Raw genomic sequence first — 16,716 nt, 5'->3', positions numbered from 1 at the left:
TGTAAAGAGTGAACCGATAACAACGCCAATAGCCATTGTCAGGAAAATCCATAACGTTAAATATCTATCTAAAAAAGAAAGGCGACGGGTGCTGCAAGTGGTCATGACAGCAGCTCCTTTTCTATTCGTTGTTTCAGTTGATTAAATATCGCTTCAAATGCTGTATTGATTTCCATTTCTGAGCCTTCTATTTTGGCAGGATCAGGGATACTCCAATGGAGTTTCTTTGGTTGACCCTGGAAAATTGGACAGCTTTCACTAGCTGCCTGGTCACAGACTGTGATGACTAAATCAATAGATTTTGCTTTAAATTCATTCCAGGATTTGCTGCGAAGAATATTGGGTTTGATACCATGGCGCGTAAGGGTTTCAATTGCAATCGGATGTACGTTTCCAGTCGGAGCGCTACCTGCACTAAAAGCCAGATAGCGACCATTCGAGTAATGATTAGTTATTGCCTCAGCCATAATGGACCGACAAGAGTTCCCCGTGCAAAGAAATAATAACTTAATTGGCTCAGCATTCATCAACCACAACATCCAGTTGTTTTTGACTGTGTATCACAGCAAGAGGTTGATGGGTTTTTTTCCGGCATACTACAACAAGAACTTTCTGTTGCCATGTCTCCAGAAAAAAACTGAGCATCTTCCATAGTATGATACGCTTCCCATGCGATCCCGGTAGGGTCACTCACCCATGATTTTTCTGATTTGGCATAGCAACAGGTTGTTTCACCATTGCTATGGGTTGAAATATTAGCTTGAGAAAATTGGTTTCTCAGTGCTTCTAATTCAGTGGCGTCATCCACTTGCATGCCTAAGTGTTCCACACCATGTTTTCCTGCACGAGTTGAAATGGCAAAATTAATACGCGGATCTTCCAGCATCCACTTGGCATAATCGGATTTAACTTTTACTGGATCTGCTCCAAATAAAGCATTGTAGAAACGGATACTATCAGCAAGGTTGTCAACGCTAATATGAATATGAAAACGTTTCATAACTTACTCCTTCTTAGAACTACAGCAATCAGTTAATTCAATAACCAGACAATCTTTAGGGTCAGGTTGTTGAATTTGAATTTGTTGTTTACTGCAGCAATCTTGAACCATAAAAGCGATAAAATCGCGCATTAACTCAAAATTTGCAGAATAAAATACATAACGGCCTTGACGATAGGACGTGACAATTCCGGCATTAGACAAATGGCTTAAATGAAATGATAGGGTATTGTGTAAAATACCTAACTCATCGCCAATTGCGCCTGCGGATAATCCTTCTGGTCCTGCTTGAACAAGTAATCGAAAAACTTGTAAGCGAGTTTCTTGAGAAAGAGTATCAAATATTTTTAGTGAATTTTTTATGTCCATAATTCTAGAATAGTAGAAATATATAATTTAGTCAACCGGTCATATAAAGTTTGAATTTTTCTGCCAAATAAATATAAGACTTACAAAAATGATCTTTTTCATACACTTCATGAGCTTAATGGTTTAGGTGTGGGATTTATATCTTTAACTGAAGCACTTGATCTTACTACAGCAACAGGAATTGCTCATGCTAGAAGTAAAGGTAAGTCCCATGGAAGGCTTGCAACTACACAAAAAAATACGAACAAGAAGTGATTGCTTTATTTAAAAGTGGATTAAGCCAATCAGAGATTGCTAGGAAATTGGGGATTGGTCGAACCTCTGTCAGAAGAATGCTTACAGAATCGCAAAAAAGTAAATTCATTATGTTGTATTTACAAAGAGCCTCTATCAGCACCCCTAAGCTTGTGACCCCATGTTCTCAGATTCAATAAAATTGGTTTTAGCGAATAGAGAGTAATGAATAAAATTATTAACAGTAATATTGCGATTTATTATGTTTCAGCCCGCTCATTTTACATCATACTGAGGCTACTGGTAAAATTGGAAACCAAAACTTCACCCTCTAAAACAATGACTATTGAACAAAATGAATTAGAGATCAAAAATAATCCACATCAAAGCATCAAATGGGGACAACCTATTTCACTTTCTCTAATCTTAGCCCCTGACTGCCCTTATCCAGTTGAGGCACTTCCCTCAATTGTTAGAAATGCCGTAGTAGACTATCAACAATATGGACAGCAACCCCTGCCTTTGATTGCATGCAGCGCCTTGGCTAATATGTCTTTATCATGCCAATCGCTTGCTAATGTAGCGCGAGACAACTATTTAATTAGTCCAGTATCACTTTATTTTTTAATTGCCAGCGGCTCTGGCACTCGAAAAACTGCTGCAGATAATATTTTTTCGAAAGCGGCACGTCACTGGGAAACACTTATTCGTAAAAAGCGTGAACCTGAAGTGTTGTCAGCGCTAACGCAACATCAAGTATGGCAAATGGAAAAAGACAGTTTATTCTCCCAAATCAAACGTGCAGCCCATACGGGAGAGAACTCGGATTATGCCAAAGAAATGCTTGATGAATTAATTCATCAAGAACCGGAAATTCCTTTACAACCCACTCTTTATTTTGAAGATGCTACCCAAGAAGCACTGGCCATTCATTTGGCCCAAGGTTGGCCTTCCGCTTCCCTTTGGTCTGATGAGGCGGGCATCATCTTAGGTAGCCATAGCATGCAAGGCAATCCGACTCGTTTTGTAGCTTTGCTTAATCGTTTGTGGGACGGTAAGACGTTCACGGCACATCGTAAAACAACGCAAGGATTTACCATTGAAAATCGGCGTTTAACACTTAACTTGATGATGCAACCGCTTATCTTACAACAACTTACCAAGCAAGCATCGGGTATTAGTCGACAAAGCGGTTTTTTAGCTCGTTGCCTTATGGCTTATCCTGCCAACAGTATGGGAAATCGATTTTACCAAGAGCCGCCTGCTTCTTTACATTCTCTAACCCATTATGAGCAACGAGTCACTGCCTGCTTAAACCAGTCAGAACAATTAAGCCATCAAGGTTGTATTCAACTTCCATTGTTGAAAATGAGTGTTGCAGCAAAACAACAATGGATTTTATTTTTTAATGCGGTGGAAACTGGGTTAAAACCTCAAGGCCAGTGGGTCGATGTCGTTGATTTCGCATCAAAAGCGGCTGAAAATACAGCGCGCCTTGCAGCACTCTTTCATCTCTTTGAAGGACGCTATGGGGATATTAGTGTAGAGCATACCGAAAATGCCATTGAAATAATTAATTGGCATTTGCAAGAAGCACGACGAATTATGCCTACTGAAACCGTTTCTTTGCAATTTTCCGATGCACTCAAACTAATGGACTGGTTTATTGAAAAAAATATTAGCTCAACAACGTTACGAACCATTCAACAATTAAGCCCACTTCGAGATAAAATAAAACGCGACCAAGCGGTTGAATTATTAGTGGAGCACAATCAAATACGCATTGTAAAATCAGGTTCAAAAACGATGGTGGAAGTGAACCCTCGCGCATTCAAAGTGTAAGTTCAACTTGATACATTATCCGTAGTACATCAATTAACAGGAGAAATTTGTGCCCTTTAATATGCTAAAAGAATGGTTGAACAAGGAAAAAGAACGAGGGATTGAGGATCCTTCCTGTGCTGTTTTAAGCACTTGTAGCAGCTCTGGCGAACCTCATAGTCGAGTGGTAGCCATTCGCGAAATTGAAACAGAGGGTCTTTTATTTTTTACGCAACAAAAAACACGCAAGGTCGCTGAATTATTAAATAACCCTAAATCCTGTTTAAATTTTTTATTTCCGATGCAGAGCCGACAAGTTATCTTAGAAGGAACAGCAATACCCATTTCCCAAGAAGAAAATGAGGCTTTTTGGAAAACTCTTCCTCGTGAACGTCAATTGAGATTCTCTGCTTATGCTCCTACTTCCGGCCTTATTATTAAAGATCTAAACCAATTGGAAACTAGGAAAAAAGAATTGAGCGATCAATTTGCAAGCCTTCCTATCCCTATGAGTGAGTATTATTTCGGCTTTCGCTTTATCCCCAAAACATGGATTTTCTACACGGTCGGCTCTATTTCTTTTTCTGAAGTGATTCGTTATACGAAGATAGAGGGCTCTTGGAGAACAGAATTAATTTCCCCATAGGTGATATCATGTACATGCTTTGTTTTTGTGTTCCAGAAACACATTTAGAACTTGTTAAAAATGCTATTTTTGATACAGGGGCAGGAAGTGTTGATCGTTATCAACATTGTGCTTGGCAAACATTGGGTGAGGGGCAATTTATGCCATTACCTGACAGCCATGCTTTTATTGGAGAAATCAATCAGCTTGAGAGAGTACCTGAATATAAAGTAGAAATTATCTGTACCGAAGAGCAAATCAAAGCTGCTGTTGCAGCCTTAAAGAAGGCTCATCCATATGAATCACCTTCTTATCAGGTTTTCCGTTTTGAGATGTTATAAACAACATTGAGAAGTGCAGCCATATTCAAAGAAGAATGAGAAAAAAATTTATTAATGGCTCTATTCTAGCAGGAGATTATACTAAATTAGATAATTTCCTGCCCAATAATTGAAGTTTTTTATTAATTCTTTTATCCAATAGTTAATTTATGCTGTTATAAGAATCATGAGTAATATAGCGAGAACCGCAATCTTTTCCTGTCGCATCATCTGATTGATGATTGATTAATCCAATCACATCGATGTGATTTTTTTCTTGATCAAAATTACCAACCACACTATATATCGAACCACATTGCTCATAAACAACACTAAATGTCAGTGCATTCCCTGTCCATAGTCCAGTAATAGGTTTTCTCTGGCCAATAATTTGTTGACATTCTTTGGATGCTACTGCTGTTGTAAAATAGCCCTCAAGCTGATTATTAGGCAAAAGCGTCAATTCAAGAATTGAGTCACGTTGATTTTTAAATGTTTTTAATCGCATTGTTATACTCCTGTTAATTCAGTGGCAGTATAAACATTAAGGTTTATGAGTTTCTATCCGGAAAATGACGGATAGACGCGGGAAAAAGTCGCTATTAATTCTGCTCTGGTTCTGACCCCTAGTTTGTGTTTCGCATTACCAAGATGAGTTTCTACTGTTCGAGGTGAAATAATTAATTGTTTCGCAATTTTTTTATCAGTAAATCCTTTGGATAAATAATAAAGGCATTCTCTTTCGCGAGCACTTAAAGCAGCAATACCATGCGATTGTGGTAATGCAATACTAAATCCGATTAATCCTATTAATTCGCTAGAACTATCAACAAGAGGAGATTTTTTAGTGAGGATATTAACGTAAGTTCCATCGTGTCGAATAATTTGCTCATAATGGCTTTGGCTCCGCCTGGCTTCTATCACCGACCTATCATTGTTACGTAGTTGTGTAGCATACTCATGCCAAGAAAAATCAGTATCAGTTTTATTAGTGATGTCTCCAAGAGAACCATAGCCCGCTGAACGACTGATGAAAAAAGCATTTGCCCAAAGATAACGGCCCAATTTATCTTTGATAAAAATAGGAGATTCAATTAAGTCATAAGTAGTTAAAGTTAATGAATTTGAATAAACCACTCGATCTAAAGTAGGCTCATATTTTTCTTTTTCTATATGATGATTGATCATAGAAATTATTTAAGAAGGCTGAATTTTTGTGATTTTAGCATCGTTCAAACCCCGATTACAGCCACAATTTACGTAACGAATTATATCGCTACATTTGCTACACTTTCTTGGTTAGTAATCTGTATTGCCTTGATAAGAGTGTGTGCAAAAGAATTGTAGCACTATCTCTGTATCAAAATGCCAGCAAAAATGTAGCAATAATAACGCTACACAACCGCTACTTCTTGCTACATTTTGCAGTCCCAAATAAAATGCTCGCGCAATTTCATTTTTTTACAATTTTCCTTATTTATACAAAATAATTATAAATAAGGAACTCTTATCAAAAAATGGTGGTGTACAAAAATGAGTAACTTCAGGCAACCCAAGCCACAACTGAAGATATCCTCTTTTGTCTATTTCAGGATGTGTTTTTCGATATTCGAAGTGTAGCATGATGCAGCAAGATAGTAGCACACATTTTGCTACAAATTATTGATCTAATTTAAAATAGCAAAACCCACATTAATCTATGATTTAATGCACAATTTCATCTAAAATGTTCCAGTGATTTAATGGTCATGTAGCAATGTAGCAGAATGACTGAATGCACCTTATTGAAATAACACTAATGACAGAAATATTAGTCTCTGGCCTTGCTATCTATGCTAACTTTATTAAGGCACAAGGATCTAACGTACTCCGAATCCGTGCATAGGTTAGTAATACATTTCGAGTGTCCTGTTCAAGTTCAGCTGAAAGTCTCTCAAGATCATGAAGCATCGCTTTTGTAAAGTCGCTATATGGGACAGAGGCTAATAGTTGCTCAGGGCTTTCCCCCATCAATGTATGACTCTTCAATAAGACCTGAATGATAATCAGCGCAAGATCTAGCATTTCACGATCAGATCATGGTTCAAAATTTCCCATTCTAATGATGGGCGAAGCCATTCACCGTATTGAAAATCAAAAAGAGGTGGATAATGCCAAGGATTGATTGCCATCCTTTCCACAAGAGTCATTTCTATAGCTGGCTTCGTACTTTTCATGTAAATGCCTGATATTTGGAGAAGATGGGGTAGTTACTCAATCTTTTCTTTTGAGGTTGTGGCACGATTTGTTACAACAAATAAATCAATGTCACCGTATTTTTGCAAACCAACTAAAGAAAAGATCCATAAAGATAAATACCCAAAAGATCTGCACCTAAGATCTTTGTTAGTACATCAAGACATTCATTGAGTTGTTGCTTGATATCACGGTTGTGTTCCATCATTAACACTCAGCCATTTTTTAAAATGTTTTAATAATGCTTCTGCTTGAACAATACAAGTTATTACTGCACTCTCAGGAATAATATCGCCAGAATAATCCACAATATTGCGTTGTTTACGCATAGCATCCAATATAATTACTGTTTTTTTATCAATACCTAAAGTCTGGGGCAATAACTGGATCATTGTTTGATGATGTCCTGGTTTAGAGGTCAAGGTTCGATATCCATGAGATTGAAGTGCTGCATTTGCTATTTGCATAATTGCTTTATAGGCAGCATCAAAGCGATTCTCCGCGCTGACTAAGTCAATTTTTGAATCTACAATATTACGTTCAGCAGCATGCAAAAGTCGTTTTATTGTATCTGGATGAGACGGTATTTTTTCCAAACTGATACCAATTAAGTTATTCAAGATCATGCAGAGCTCCCATAATAAATAATTTGGGATTATTTAAAATCTCCTGAATGAAAAGGTCTTGTTTTTGTAAAGATGTATTCCATTGTTCTCTGGAATATATTTTGGGGTTAATTTCTCGCCCTAAACTAGCTTGAGCAGCATAAAGAGCCGCAACTACTTCTGTAAAATCAATCTCACCAATAATAAGCACATCAATATCACTTCCTAGGTTTTCTGTTCCTTTGGCCACAGAACCAAAAACAAAAGCCACTTCAATTTTTTCAGCTAATGGTGTTAAAAAATCAAACAACACATCCACCAAACCAGACGTTTTCTTTAAAATGCTAGCAAGCTCCATATAAATAGGAAAATTTCGATTTGCTTGATAGTAAACTTGATTACCACTCTGCTCGCGTAGAAGTACTTTAGATTGAGCAAGTTTAGATAGTTCTCGATGAAGTGTACCTGCAGTGGTATTCGTTAACCGTGCAATCTCTCGGACATGATAACGCTCATCAGGATGAAGCAATAAAAGCGCTAGCACACGTCGACGATATTCAGAAAATAATATTGAAGTATCAAACATGATTTTTATATTGAAGCCAATCAAGCTTCAATCATAGCCTAAAAAGCTACACCATTCAATCAGATAAATAAGAAACCATAAAAATAAGTATCAGTTATCAATCAACTATTAACTAAATCGCATCAACACCACAACCAATGACTTCAATGATCTTATGCCGAGACTTAAGGCCTCGTTTTATTTTGATTTGACCTTTAACTTTAAATAAAGAGGCGAGATTTAGCACTAATTCCATATTGAGAAGAAGCCTCTATTTTTATCTTCAATTCTCCTCCAACAATACCTACTACTTGATTGGATTTGGCTCCGAGTTGAATACACAAGCTAAAGAATTAATGTGTTTAAATAATTTGGGGTGAAACGTTGACTTATACCTATTTAGGGTATATACCTATAGGGGTATAGGAGGACATAATGATTGATCACTCAACCCACGAAAAAGAGTTGCATCGCTTAAATCGAGCAATTGGCCAACTTGAAGGCATTAAACGCATGATTGAAGACAAGCGCTATTGTATTGACATTTTGACGCAAATTCGTGCGGCGCGTAGTGCATTAAAAACCATTGAATTGAGTGTCTTAGATACGCACATTAAGGGGTGTCTTGGTCATATTGCCACATTAAGTGATGAGGCGATGCGTGACCAAAAGTTAAATGAAATTATTGCATTATTAAAAAAATACGAATAGGTGCACTATGGAGAACAATCATCAGCATCATAAAGGACATCACGCCACGCACGCGGCTGCATGTTGCCATAAACCCCACGCACTAAAAGATTCAGAGATAACAAAATCAAGTGGTTTTTATATTTGCCCCATGCATCCAGAAATACGCCAAAATCGACCCGGAAATTGCCCAATTTGCGGCATGGCGTTAGAACCAGAAACAGTGGGGGTTGAAGAGGAAGTGAATGCAGAGTACCTGGATATGAGGCGGCGTTTTTGGATAGCCCTTATCTTGACTTCACCCTTGTTTTTCTTGGAGATGGGTGGTCATTTTATAGTGCATACTATTCCCGCAAGTTTATCAACCTGGCTGCAGCTTGTGTTAGCAACACCTGTCGTTTTATGGTGTGGTCTGCCTTTTTTTCAACGAGGTTATCAGTCACTTAAAACGCGTCAACTTAATATGTTTACTTTAATTGCTATGGGTATTGGTGTCTCTTGGGCTTATAGCATGGTGGCGGCATTAGTGCCCGGACTGTTTCCAGCTGCATTTAAAAATGCAGAAGGTTTCGTTGACGTATATTTTGAAGCAGCGGCAGTGATTACAACTTTGGTTTTGTTAGGTCAAGTTCTGGAATTAAAAGCACGGCAACAGACAGGAAGTGCGATTCGCGCTTTATTGAGTCTCGCTCCAGAAAGTGCACACCGCATTGGAACAGACGGCCTTGAAGAAGAAGTCTCTCTGGATAAAGTCGAAGTAGATGATTTATTGCGGGTACGACCTGGTGAAAAAGTACCGGTAGATGGTGAAGTGATGGAAGGACAAAGTTATATCGATGAGTCGATGGTGACGGGTGAGCCCATGCCTGTGAGCAAAGAGGTTGGTGCCAAAGCCATTGGGGCTACGATGAACCAAATGGGAAGCTTTGTCATGAAAGCCTTGCACGTGGGTAGTGATACCATGCTCTCACGCATTGTGCAGATGGTGAGTGATGCCCAACGAAGCCGTGCCCCTATTGCGCGTTTAGCAGATCAAGTATCCGGTTGGTTTGTGCCCGTCGTACTCTTAATTGCGGTGTTTGCTTTTATTATATGGGCATTAGTAGGACCACAACCGTCATTGAGTTATGGTTTGATTGCGGCAGTATCCGTTCTTATTATTGCGTGCCCCTGTGCCCTGGGCTTGGCAACACCGATGTCGATTATGATTGGGGTAGGGCAGGGCGCACGCGCGGGTGTTTTGATTAAAAATGCCCAAGCCTTGGAAGAGATGGAGAAAGTCAATGTGCTGGTTGTGGATAAAACAGGAACATTGACGCAAGGGCGACCTGTACTCACTCGCATTGTGACTGATGAAGCATTCAATGAGAACGAAGTACTGACAATGGCTGCTTCGGTCGAACATCAGAGTGAACACCCACTGGCCCAGGCAATTGTCGCTGGCGCAAAAAAGCAGCAACTGTCTTTTACCGGTGTAGCGCAATTTAATGCCCCAACAGGCAAAGGCGTTACGGGTGTTGTGGATGGCCATCAAGTGGTCATAGGTTCTCTTCGATTCATGCAAGAGTCTGGCATCAAGGATAATTCTGAACTCATAAAAAAAGCCGATGAGGCGCGTGCTCAGGGTACCACGGTTGTGTTTGTGGCAGTGGATGGGGTAATGGCTGCGATTTTGGTCGTGGAAGATCCCATTAAATCCAATACCGCACTCGTCATTAATGAATTGCATCGAAGTGGAATCGAACTCTATATGCTCACTGGAGACAGTAAAAAAACTGCCTTGAGCGTGGCAAACACGCTGGGTATCAAGAATGTTCTGGCAGAAGTGATGCCTGAAGAGAAGAGCAGGCGCGTGCGTGAATTAAAAAATAAAGGATTCGTGGTGGCCATGGCAGGGGATGGAGTCAACGATGCTCCTGCACTGTCAGAGGCAGATGTGGGTATAGCGATGGGAACAGGTACTGATGTCGCGATTGAAAGTGCTGGCATTACTTTATTGCATGGCAATTTGGAGGGAATTCTTAAAGCACGTCAATTATCGAAAGCAACGATGAGTAATATTCGCCAAAATTTATTCTTTGCATTTATTTATAATGGCTTAGGGGTACCAATAGCTGCTGGGGTGTTGTATCCAATGACAGGATTACTGTTAAGTCCCATCATTGCCGCGGCTGCGATGTCCTTGAGTTCTGTTTCAGTGATTGGTAATGCACTGCGATTGCGCGGCCTTAAACTAAAAAGTGAAAAACAATGATAAAAACACATATCGTAATCTGTTTTCTTTGTTTTTATTCGTTTGCTCAAGCAAAACCATTGAGCATTGGGGAGGCTGAGCATTTGGCACTGAATTTATCCCCTGAAATCCAGCAACTTAAAGCAAAAGCAGGCGGGTTACACCAGCAATCCATTGCGGAGGGACAACTCTCTGATCCGCAACTCACGGCAGGTGTTATTAATGTTCCCACCAATTCATTTAGTTTCACTCAAGATGAAATGACGATGCTTGCGATAGGGGTGCAGCAACAATTTCCTCGAGGCCACTCTTTAGCAATTAAATCCAAGCAGACAAAAGCTTTAGCTACAGCTGAACATAGAAAAGTAAGAGAGCAAATCTCTCTTTTACTTCGGAATGTGCGTGAAACCTGGCTTGATCTGTATTATTGGAATGAGGCTTTGGCGATTATTCACGATAACCAAAAAATCTATCGACGCTTACTTAAAGTCAGTGAGTCTCAATATGGCGTAGGAAAGACCAATCAATCGGATGTATTGCAAGTACAGGTGGAATTGTCTCGTTTGTCCAATCAAGAGTTGCAAATCGAGCAGCGAATCGATGTGTTACGGGCCCAATTAGGGCGTTTTATCGGTCAGCAGGAAGCGCAGCGCAATCTATCTGAAAACTTACCTTTCTGGTTAAAACCACCTTCCCGTCTTATTTTACAACAACGCTTAACAAAGCATCCTTTGATTCAAATTGATAGCGCAACTATTGAAGCTGCTCGTCAAGAGGTGGCCTTGGCAAAAGAGCAATACAAGCCTGGTTGGCTCTTAGGCGCCAGTTATGGTTTTCGTCAAGGTCAGATGCCCAATGGCATGCCGCGATCGGACATGCTCACCGCGCAAGTCACCGTTGATTTACCCCTTTTTCCTGGTAAGCGTCAGGACAAGCAATTTCAGGCTAGTGTCTATCGGTTGCAAGCGTCTCATTTAGATAGAGCCATTCATTATCGTGATTTATTAAAGGAGCTTCAGGGGCAGTATGCGATTTGGGAGAAATTGTCACAACGAGAACGCATTTATCAACAGCAAATACTTCCCGAAGCAAAGCAAAATGCAAAGGCTTCATTGCTTGCTTATCAAAATGCCACGGTTGAGATGAACACTGTGTTGCGTGCTTACAGTAATGAGTTGGATATTCGGCAAGAACAATTGCAAGTGCTTATTGAGAAAATGAAAGCACGTGTTGCCTTGCTGTATTTGGAAGGAGTGACCATATGAATAAAAGTAGACTCTCAATTGCCGGATTAATTTTAATTTCAATAATCCTTGGAGTGATTATTGGGCGTTACTCACTCTCGCCTAGTTCATCCCCAAAAAAGCCTTTGTATTGGATTGATCCCATGGAGCCACAAATTCACTACCCAAAAGCCGGTAAATCGCGCATGGGGATGGCGCTTGTTCCTGTCTTTAGTGAGGGTGGGACGACCGATGAATCAGGTGTTCTTATTTCTCCAACCGTAATTAATAATTTAGGTATACGAATCGCGCAAGTGAGACAAGGCTCGTTAAGCAGGCAAATTGAAACTGTGGGTTATGTGACGCCTAATGAGAATGAAATCAGTCACATTCATACTTATGCGAATGGGTGGATCAAAAAATTGTTTGTTAAAGCAGTAGGTGATGTAGTTCATCGTCATCAAGTAGTGATGCAATTATATTCACCGATACTCACTAATGCGCAAGAAGAATTTTTAATTGCCTTAGACAGTAAAAATAAGGCATTAATCGATGCTTCCTATAAAAAATTGCAAACGTTTCACATTGATGAAGAACAAATTCAGCAATTAAAAACCACCCATAAAGCCAATCAATTGATTGATATTTATCCGCATCAAAATGGTGTGGTTGTGGATTTAAAGGTCAGGGAAGGCATGTATGTTACTCCGGACACCGAAATGATGAATATTGTTGACTTGTCCAAGATTTGGATCATGGCTGAGGTGTTTGAAGAAGAAGCCAATAGTGTGAAAGTAGGAGGTAAAGCCATTGCAACTCTGGCCGCTTTTCCAGGGAAACGTTGGGAAGGACAAGTAGAATATGTTTATCCAGAAGTGAACCCCACGACGCGCACCCTTAAAGTCCGGTTTCTTTTTGAAAATCCAAATACCCTGTTAAAGCCTAATATGTATGCTACGGTTTCCTTGGAGGTTAATCCCAAACTCAATACGCTGAGCATCCCCATTGAAGCACTGATTCGAAGTTCTAAAGGCGATCGGGTTATTGTTTCCTTAGGCGATGGCCGTTTTCAGGTTCGTAAGGTGACTACTGGAATTGAATCAGATGGACGTATTGAAATTCTATCTGGACTTAAAAGGGGTGAATGTGTAGTCACTTCAGGTCAATTTTTAATTGATTCAGAAAGCAATTTAAAAGCAGGCCTTGAGCGTCTTGATACCAAGAAAGAGGTAAAAACCACACCAACTAAAATTAAAGGGCGAGGGGTGATTCAGTCCATTGACCTAACGAAAAGAGTCGTTACTTTAAACCATGAAGCGATTGCTGATTTGGGATGGCCTGCGATGAGCATGGATTTTTCAGTTGATAAACAAGTTCCATTACAGAAGTTTAAAGTCAATGATAAAGTGTCCTTTTCACTAAAAAAAGAAGGTCAGCAGTTTATCCTTGTTGACCTGCGTAAAATGAATTAGGGAAATAAGATGATCGCCGGAATTATTCGTTGGTCCATAAACAATCGTTTTTTGATTCTCTTGACAATGGCACTGATTCTGTTGTCCAGCTCGTTCATTATTAAGAACACTCCGGTTGATGCCATTCCTGATTTATCGGATGTGCAGGTGATTATTAAGACGGATTATCCGGGGCAAGCGCCTCAGGTGGTGGAAGATCAAGTAACCTATCCTTTAACAACCGCCATGCTTACTGTTCCAGGAGCAATTACAGTACGCGGGGAGTCAGGCTTTGGTGTGTCGTATGTCTACATTATCTTTAAAGACGGTACAGATTTGTATTGGGCACGTTCTCGTGTTTTGGAATATTTAAGTCAAATTACAAACCGTCTGCCGCCTAGTGCGCAAATGGCTTTGGGGCCTGATGCTACTGGTGTGGGATGGGTTTATGAATATGCGCTTGTTGATAAAACAGGCCAACATGATTTGGCGCAATTAACCAGTTTTCAAAATTGGTTTCTTAAATATGAGTTACAAAAAGTACCAGGGGTCTCCGAAGTCGCTACTGCGGGCGGCATGGTAAAACAATATCAAATTATTTTAGAGCCCAATCGCTTGCGTGCCTTTGGCTTAACGTTGGAGCAAGTAAAAAAAGCCATTCAAGAAGGCAACAAAGAGGCAGGAGGCTCCTCGATTGAAATGGGGGAAGCCGAGTACATGCTGCGGGCTAAAGGGTACATCCAGTCCATAAAAGATATTGAAACAATACCCGTTGGTTTAGGAAAAAAGGGCATCCCTATTTTATTAAAAGATGTAGCTTTCGTGCAGCTAGGGCCGCAAATGCGTCGTGGATTGACAGAATTAAATGGCGAAGGGGAGGTGGTTGGCGGCATTATTGTCATGCGACAAGGACAAAATGCGATGAATACGATTGCTGAGGTGAAGAAAAAGCTGTCGCAATTGAAATCGAGTTTGCCCAAAGGGGTGGAACTTATTACCACCTATGACCGCTCAAGCCTCATCATGCGAGCCATTCATACCCTTTATGATAAGTTAATTGAAGAATTTATTGTGGTATCGCTTATCTGCATTGTGTTCTTGTTTCATTTTCGCTCCTCTCTTATCATCATTGTGAGTTTACCGATTGGTATTTTGATCGCTTTTGCAGTGATGTATTTACAAGGGATTAATGCCAATATCATGTCCTTGGGAGGGATTGCAATTGCTATTGGTGCCATGGTTGATGCCGCCATTGTGATGATTGAAAATGCTCATAAGCATTTGGAGCATCAAAGCATCGTTGACAATCGAACGCGTTGGCAAATCATTGAGCAAGCAGCGCTTGAAGTGGGACCTCCCTTATTTTTTTCGTTACTGATTATTACCTTCAGTTTCTTGCCGGTATTTAGCTTACAAGCTCAAGAGGGGCGCATGTTTTCGCCTCTGGCCTATACGAAAACTTATGCGATGGCTGCTTCTGCTTTCTTATCAATAACCTTGGTTCCCGTGCTAATGGGGTATTTGATTCGCGGTAAAATAAGAAAAGAAGAAGAAAACCCTTTAAACCGATTCTTGGCAGCAATCTATCGACCTGCAATTCATGCAGTCCTTACACGACCTAAAACAATCTTAGTGATTGCTTTTGTGGTGTTACTCATTGGGTTTTGGCCGATTAACCGCTTAGGCGGGGAATTTATGCCGGATTTGGATGAGGGTGATTTATTGTATATGCCGACCACTTTCCCTGGAGTTTCTGTTGGGAAGGCGCAGGAAATTTTACAACAAACTGATAAGCTCATTCGCACGGCTCCTGAAGTAGATACCGTATTTGGTAAGATAGGCCGCGCTGAGACCGCCACCGATCCTGCCCCTTTGTCGATGGTTGAAACAACCATTCAATTTAAACCTAAAACGGCGTGGCGTCCGGGAATGACCCTTGAGAAAATCAAAGAGGAATTAAAGACTCGTTTGCAATTACCGGGGCTATCCAATGCTTGGGTGATGCCGATTCGAACCCGGATTGATATGTTGGCAACCGGTATTAAAACGCCTGTAGGGATTAAGGTCGCGGGCCCTGACTTAAATACTCTTCAGACCCTGGGTGAACAAATAGAGCGTATTCTTAAAACAGTTCCAGGCACCGCTTCAGTTTTTGCTGAGCGGGTTTCTGCCAGTCGTTATGTGACCATTGATATTAATCGATTAAAAGCAGCGCGTTATGGATTAAATATTGCAGAGATTCAAGAACTCATTGAAACCGCAGTAGGGGGGCTTAATGTGTCGCAGACTGTTGAAGGACGTGAACGCTACCCAGTTAATTTGCGCTACCCACGAGAGATTCGTGATTCATTACAAAAATTACGCGAGCTGCCCATTGTGACTGCAACCGGTGCAACGATTCCTCTAAATGAAATTGCACGTGTCGACATCACGGAAGGTCCTGATATGATTCGAAGCGAAAATGCACGTTTAAATGGATGGGTTTATGTGGATATTACAGGACGGGATTTAACCTCCTATGTCGATGAGGCGAAACAAATCTTAGGGGAAAAGCTTAAATTGCCGGCAGGATATTCCCTAAGTTGGTCAGGACAGTATGAATATTTGGAGCGGGCCAAAGAGCGGTTACAAGTAGTTGCACCTGTGACTCTTTTTATCATAGCTTTGTTGCTTTATCTTAATTTTAGACGTTTAGCCGAAGTATTGATTATTCTTGCAACGTTACCCTTTGCCTTAATCGGAGGGATTTGGCTGTTGTATTTATTAGGCTATCATTTATCCGTTGCTGTTGGTGTGGGGTTTATTGCACTTGCTGGGGTGGCTACAGAAACTGCCGTGGTGATGCTTGTTTTTCTCAATCATGCACTGTTGCGTTATGAAGCGTTAGCCGCCCAAGAACAACGTAAACTCAACATCAAAGACTTGCATGATGCAGTGATTGAAGGGGCCTTATTGCGTTTACGGCCTAAACTCATGACGGTGTTTGCGATTATCGGGGGTTTGTTACCCATCATGTTCTTTGGCGGGACAGGTTCTGAAGTCATGCGGCGTATTGCAGCGCCAATGATTGGGGGTATGATGAGTGCGACCATACTGACCTTAATTCTTATTCCCGCGGTGTATTTATTATGGCAAGAACGTCGACTTTCAAAAAATCATTGAGTTAAATAACACGCAATTTAAATTTCGATCGTTGAAGTGAAAAATTTAAGCCTATGTAATTGTTGTAAATTTAAGTTAAATTTTAAAGAGTAGATATAGACACAAATTTATATAAGGGAAACGATGCCTTAAAATTAATGGAATTATTAAGAGAATTAAAATCAAGCGAAGAGGGAATGAGCA

Annotated in this window: 19 protein-coding genes; 9 read left to right on the top strand and 10 right to left on the bottom strand. The window is 40.3% G+C overall.

The features are described from left to right. Positions 1 to 101: 101 nt before the first annotated feature. Genes BU07_RS0105985 through BU07_RS0105975 form a run of 3 tightly spaced genes read right to left on the bottom strand, consistent with a single transcriptional unit; the run spans position 102 to position 1,369 of the window. On the bottom strand, positions 102 to 527 hold the full coding sequence (locus BU07_RS0105985) for an arsenate reductase ArsC (RefSeq protein WP_031564220.1): 426 nt from the start codon (positions 525 to 527) through the stop codon (positions 102 to 104). Further along, positions 527 to 1,000 carry an ArsI/CadI family heavy metal resistance metalloenzyme gene (locus tag BU07_RS0105980; RefSeq protein WP_019235343.1) on the bottom strand — a complete coding sequence of 158 codons (474 nt, stop codon included), beginning with the start codon at positions 998 to 1,000 and terminating at the stop codon, positions 527 to 529. Before BU07_RS0105980 ends, BU07_RS0105985 begins: the two co-directional genes overlap by 1 nt. Before the next feature lie 3 nt (positions 1,001 to 1,003). After that, positions 1,004 to 1,369 carry an ArsR/SmtB family transcription factor gene (locus BU07_RS0105975; RefSeq protein WP_031564218.1) on the bottom strand — a complete coding sequence of 122 codons (366 nt, stop codon included), beginning with the start codon at positions 1,367 to 1,369 and terminating at the stop codon, positions 1,004 to 1,006. Between the two features lie 251 nt (positions 1,370 to 1,620). Here BU07_RS0105975 and BU07_RS17880 point away from each other — a divergent pair, with 251 nt between their 5' ends. Genes BU07_RS17880 through BU07_RS0105950 form a run of 4 tightly spaced genes read left to right on the top strand, consistent with a single transcriptional unit; the run spans position 1,621 to position 4,390 of the window. Beyond that, positions 1,621 to 1,803 (top strand): helix-turn-helix domain-containing protein, encoded by a 183-nt coding sequence (locus tag BU07_RS17880; RefSeq protein WP_031564216.1) that lies wholly within the window; start codon positions 1,621 to 1,623, stop codon positions 1,801 to 1,803. Between the two features lie 25 nt (positions 1,804 to 1,828). Then, on the top strand, positions 1,829 to 3,445 hold the full coding sequence (locus BU07_RS0105960) for a YfjI family protein (RefSeq protein WP_242601920.1): 1,617 nt from the start codon (positions 1,829 to 1,831) through the stop codon (positions 3,443 to 3,445). Positions 3,446 to 3,494: 49 nt separating this feature from the next. After that, a complete protein-coding gene (locus BU07_RS0105955; protein WP_031564212.1) occupies positions 3,495 to 4,070 on the top strand; it encodes a pyridoxine/pyridoxamine 5'-phosphate oxidase in 576 nt (191 codons plus the stop codon). Positions 4,071 to 4,078: 8 nt separating this feature from the next. Beyond that, entirely contained in the window at positions 4,079 to 4,390 is a 312-nt protein-coding gene (locus tag BU07_RS0105950; protein WP_031564210.1) for a YqfO family protein, read from the top strand. A gap of 142 nt (positions 4,391 to 4,532) precedes the next feature. Here BU07_RS0105950 and BU07_RS16960 read toward each other — a convergent pair whose 3' ends face one another. From BU07_RS16960 to BU07_RS17795, 7 genes are all read right to left on the bottom strand, one after another. Next, positions 4,533 to 4,877, bottom strand: a complete 345-nt coding sequence (locus BU07_RS16960) for an avidin/streptavidin family protein (protein ID WP_031564208.1) — start codon at positions 4,875 to 4,877, stop codon at positions 4,533 to 4,535. 53 nt (positions 4,878 to 4,930) lie between these two features. Beyond that, positions 4,931 to 5,557, bottom strand: a complete 627-nt coding sequence (locus tag BU07_RS0105940) for a PAS and helix-turn-helix domain-containing protein (RefSeq protein WP_031564207.1) — start codon at positions 5,555 to 5,557, stop codon at positions 4,931 to 4,933. A gap of 642 nt (positions 5,558 to 6,199) precedes the next feature. Continuing rightward, positions 6,200 to 6,433, bottom strand: a complete 234-nt coding sequence (locus BU07_RS17700; RefSeq protein ID WP_242601921.1) for an aminoglycoside adenylyltransferase domain-containing protein — start codon at positions 6,431 to 6,433, stop codon at positions 6,200 to 6,202. Beyond that, a complete protein-coding gene (locus BU07_RS17695) occupies positions 6,427 to 6,585 on the bottom strand; it encodes a hypothetical protein (RefSeq protein ID WP_242601922.1) in 159 nt (52 codons plus the stop codon). The genes BU07_RS17700 and BU07_RS17695 overlap by 7 nt, the downstream gene beginning before the upstream one ends. A 207-nt stretch (positions 6,586 to 6,792) precedes the next feature. Then, positions 6,793 to 7,230: a DNA-binding protein gene (locus BU07_RS0105930; protein WP_031564205.1), complete on the bottom strand. Its 438-nt coding sequence runs from the start codon at positions 7,228 to 7,230 to the stop codon at positions 6,793 to 6,795. Next, on the bottom strand, positions 7,217 to 7,795 hold the full coding sequence (locus tag BU07_RS0105925) for a nucleotidyltransferase domain-containing protein (protein ID WP_031564202.1): 579 nt from the start codon (positions 7,793 to 7,795) through the stop codon (positions 7,217 to 7,219). Before BU07_RS0105925 ends, BU07_RS0105930 begins: the two co-directional genes overlap by 14 nt. Before the next feature lie 112 nt (positions 7,796 to 7,907). Further along, complete coding sequence (locus tag BU07_RS17795; protein WP_278030607.1) at positions 7,908 to 8,030, bottom strand: hypothetical protein; 123 nt, start codon at positions 8,028 to 8,030, stop codon at positions 7,908 to 7,910. A gap of 179 nt (positions 8,031 to 8,209) precedes the next feature. Between BU07_RS17795 and BU07_RS0105915 the strand changes: the two genes are divergently transcribed. The 5 genes from BU07_RS0105915 to BU07_RS0105895 are packed head-to-tail and all read left to right on the top strand — an operon-like array spanning position 8,210 to position 16,533. Further along, positions 8,210 to 8,485 (top strand): metal-sensitive transcriptional regulator, encoded by a 276-nt coding sequence (locus BU07_RS0105915; protein WP_084157803.1) that lies wholly within the window; start codon positions 8,210 to 8,212, stop codon positions 8,483 to 8,485. 7 nt (positions 8,486 to 8,492) lie between these two features. Beyond that, the gene (gene copA / locus BU07_RS0105910; RefSeq protein ID WP_031564198.1) at positions 8,493 to 10,718 is read left to right on the top strand and encodes a copper-transporting P-type ATPase; all 2,226 of its coding nucleotides are present in this window, start codon (positions 8,493 to 8,495) and stop codon (positions 10,716 to 10,718) included. Further along, complete coding sequence (locus BU07_RS0105905) at positions 10,715 to 11,962, top strand: TolC family protein (protein ID WP_031564196.1); 1,248 nt, start codon at positions 10,715 to 10,717, stop codon at positions 11,960 to 11,962. Before copA ends, BU07_RS0105905 begins: the two co-directional genes overlap by 4 nt. After that, positions 11,959 to 13,392, top strand: a complete 1,434-nt coding sequence (locus BU07_RS0105900; protein WP_031564194.1) for an efflux RND transporter periplasmic adaptor subunit — start codon at positions 11,959 to 11,961, stop codon at positions 13,390 to 13,392. Before BU07_RS0105905 ends, BU07_RS0105900 begins: the two co-directional genes overlap by 4 nt. Before the next feature lie 9 nt (positions 13,393 to 13,401). Beyond that, complete coding sequence (locus tag BU07_RS0105895; RefSeq protein ID WP_031564192.1) at positions 13,402 to 16,533, top strand: efflux RND transporter permease subunit; 3,132 nt, start codon at positions 13,402 to 13,404, stop codon at positions 16,531 to 16,533. Positions 16,534 to 16,716: the final 183 nt, after the last annotated feature.

It is taken from the genome of Legionella wadsworthii DSM 21896 = ATCC 33877 (assembly GCF_000701265.1).
In the GTDB taxonomy this organism is placed as follows: Bacteria; Pseudomonadota; Gammaproteobacteria; order Legionellales; family Legionellaceae; genus Legionella; species Legionella wadsworthii.
This window is presented reverse-complemented; position numbering and strand designations above follow the sequence as displayed.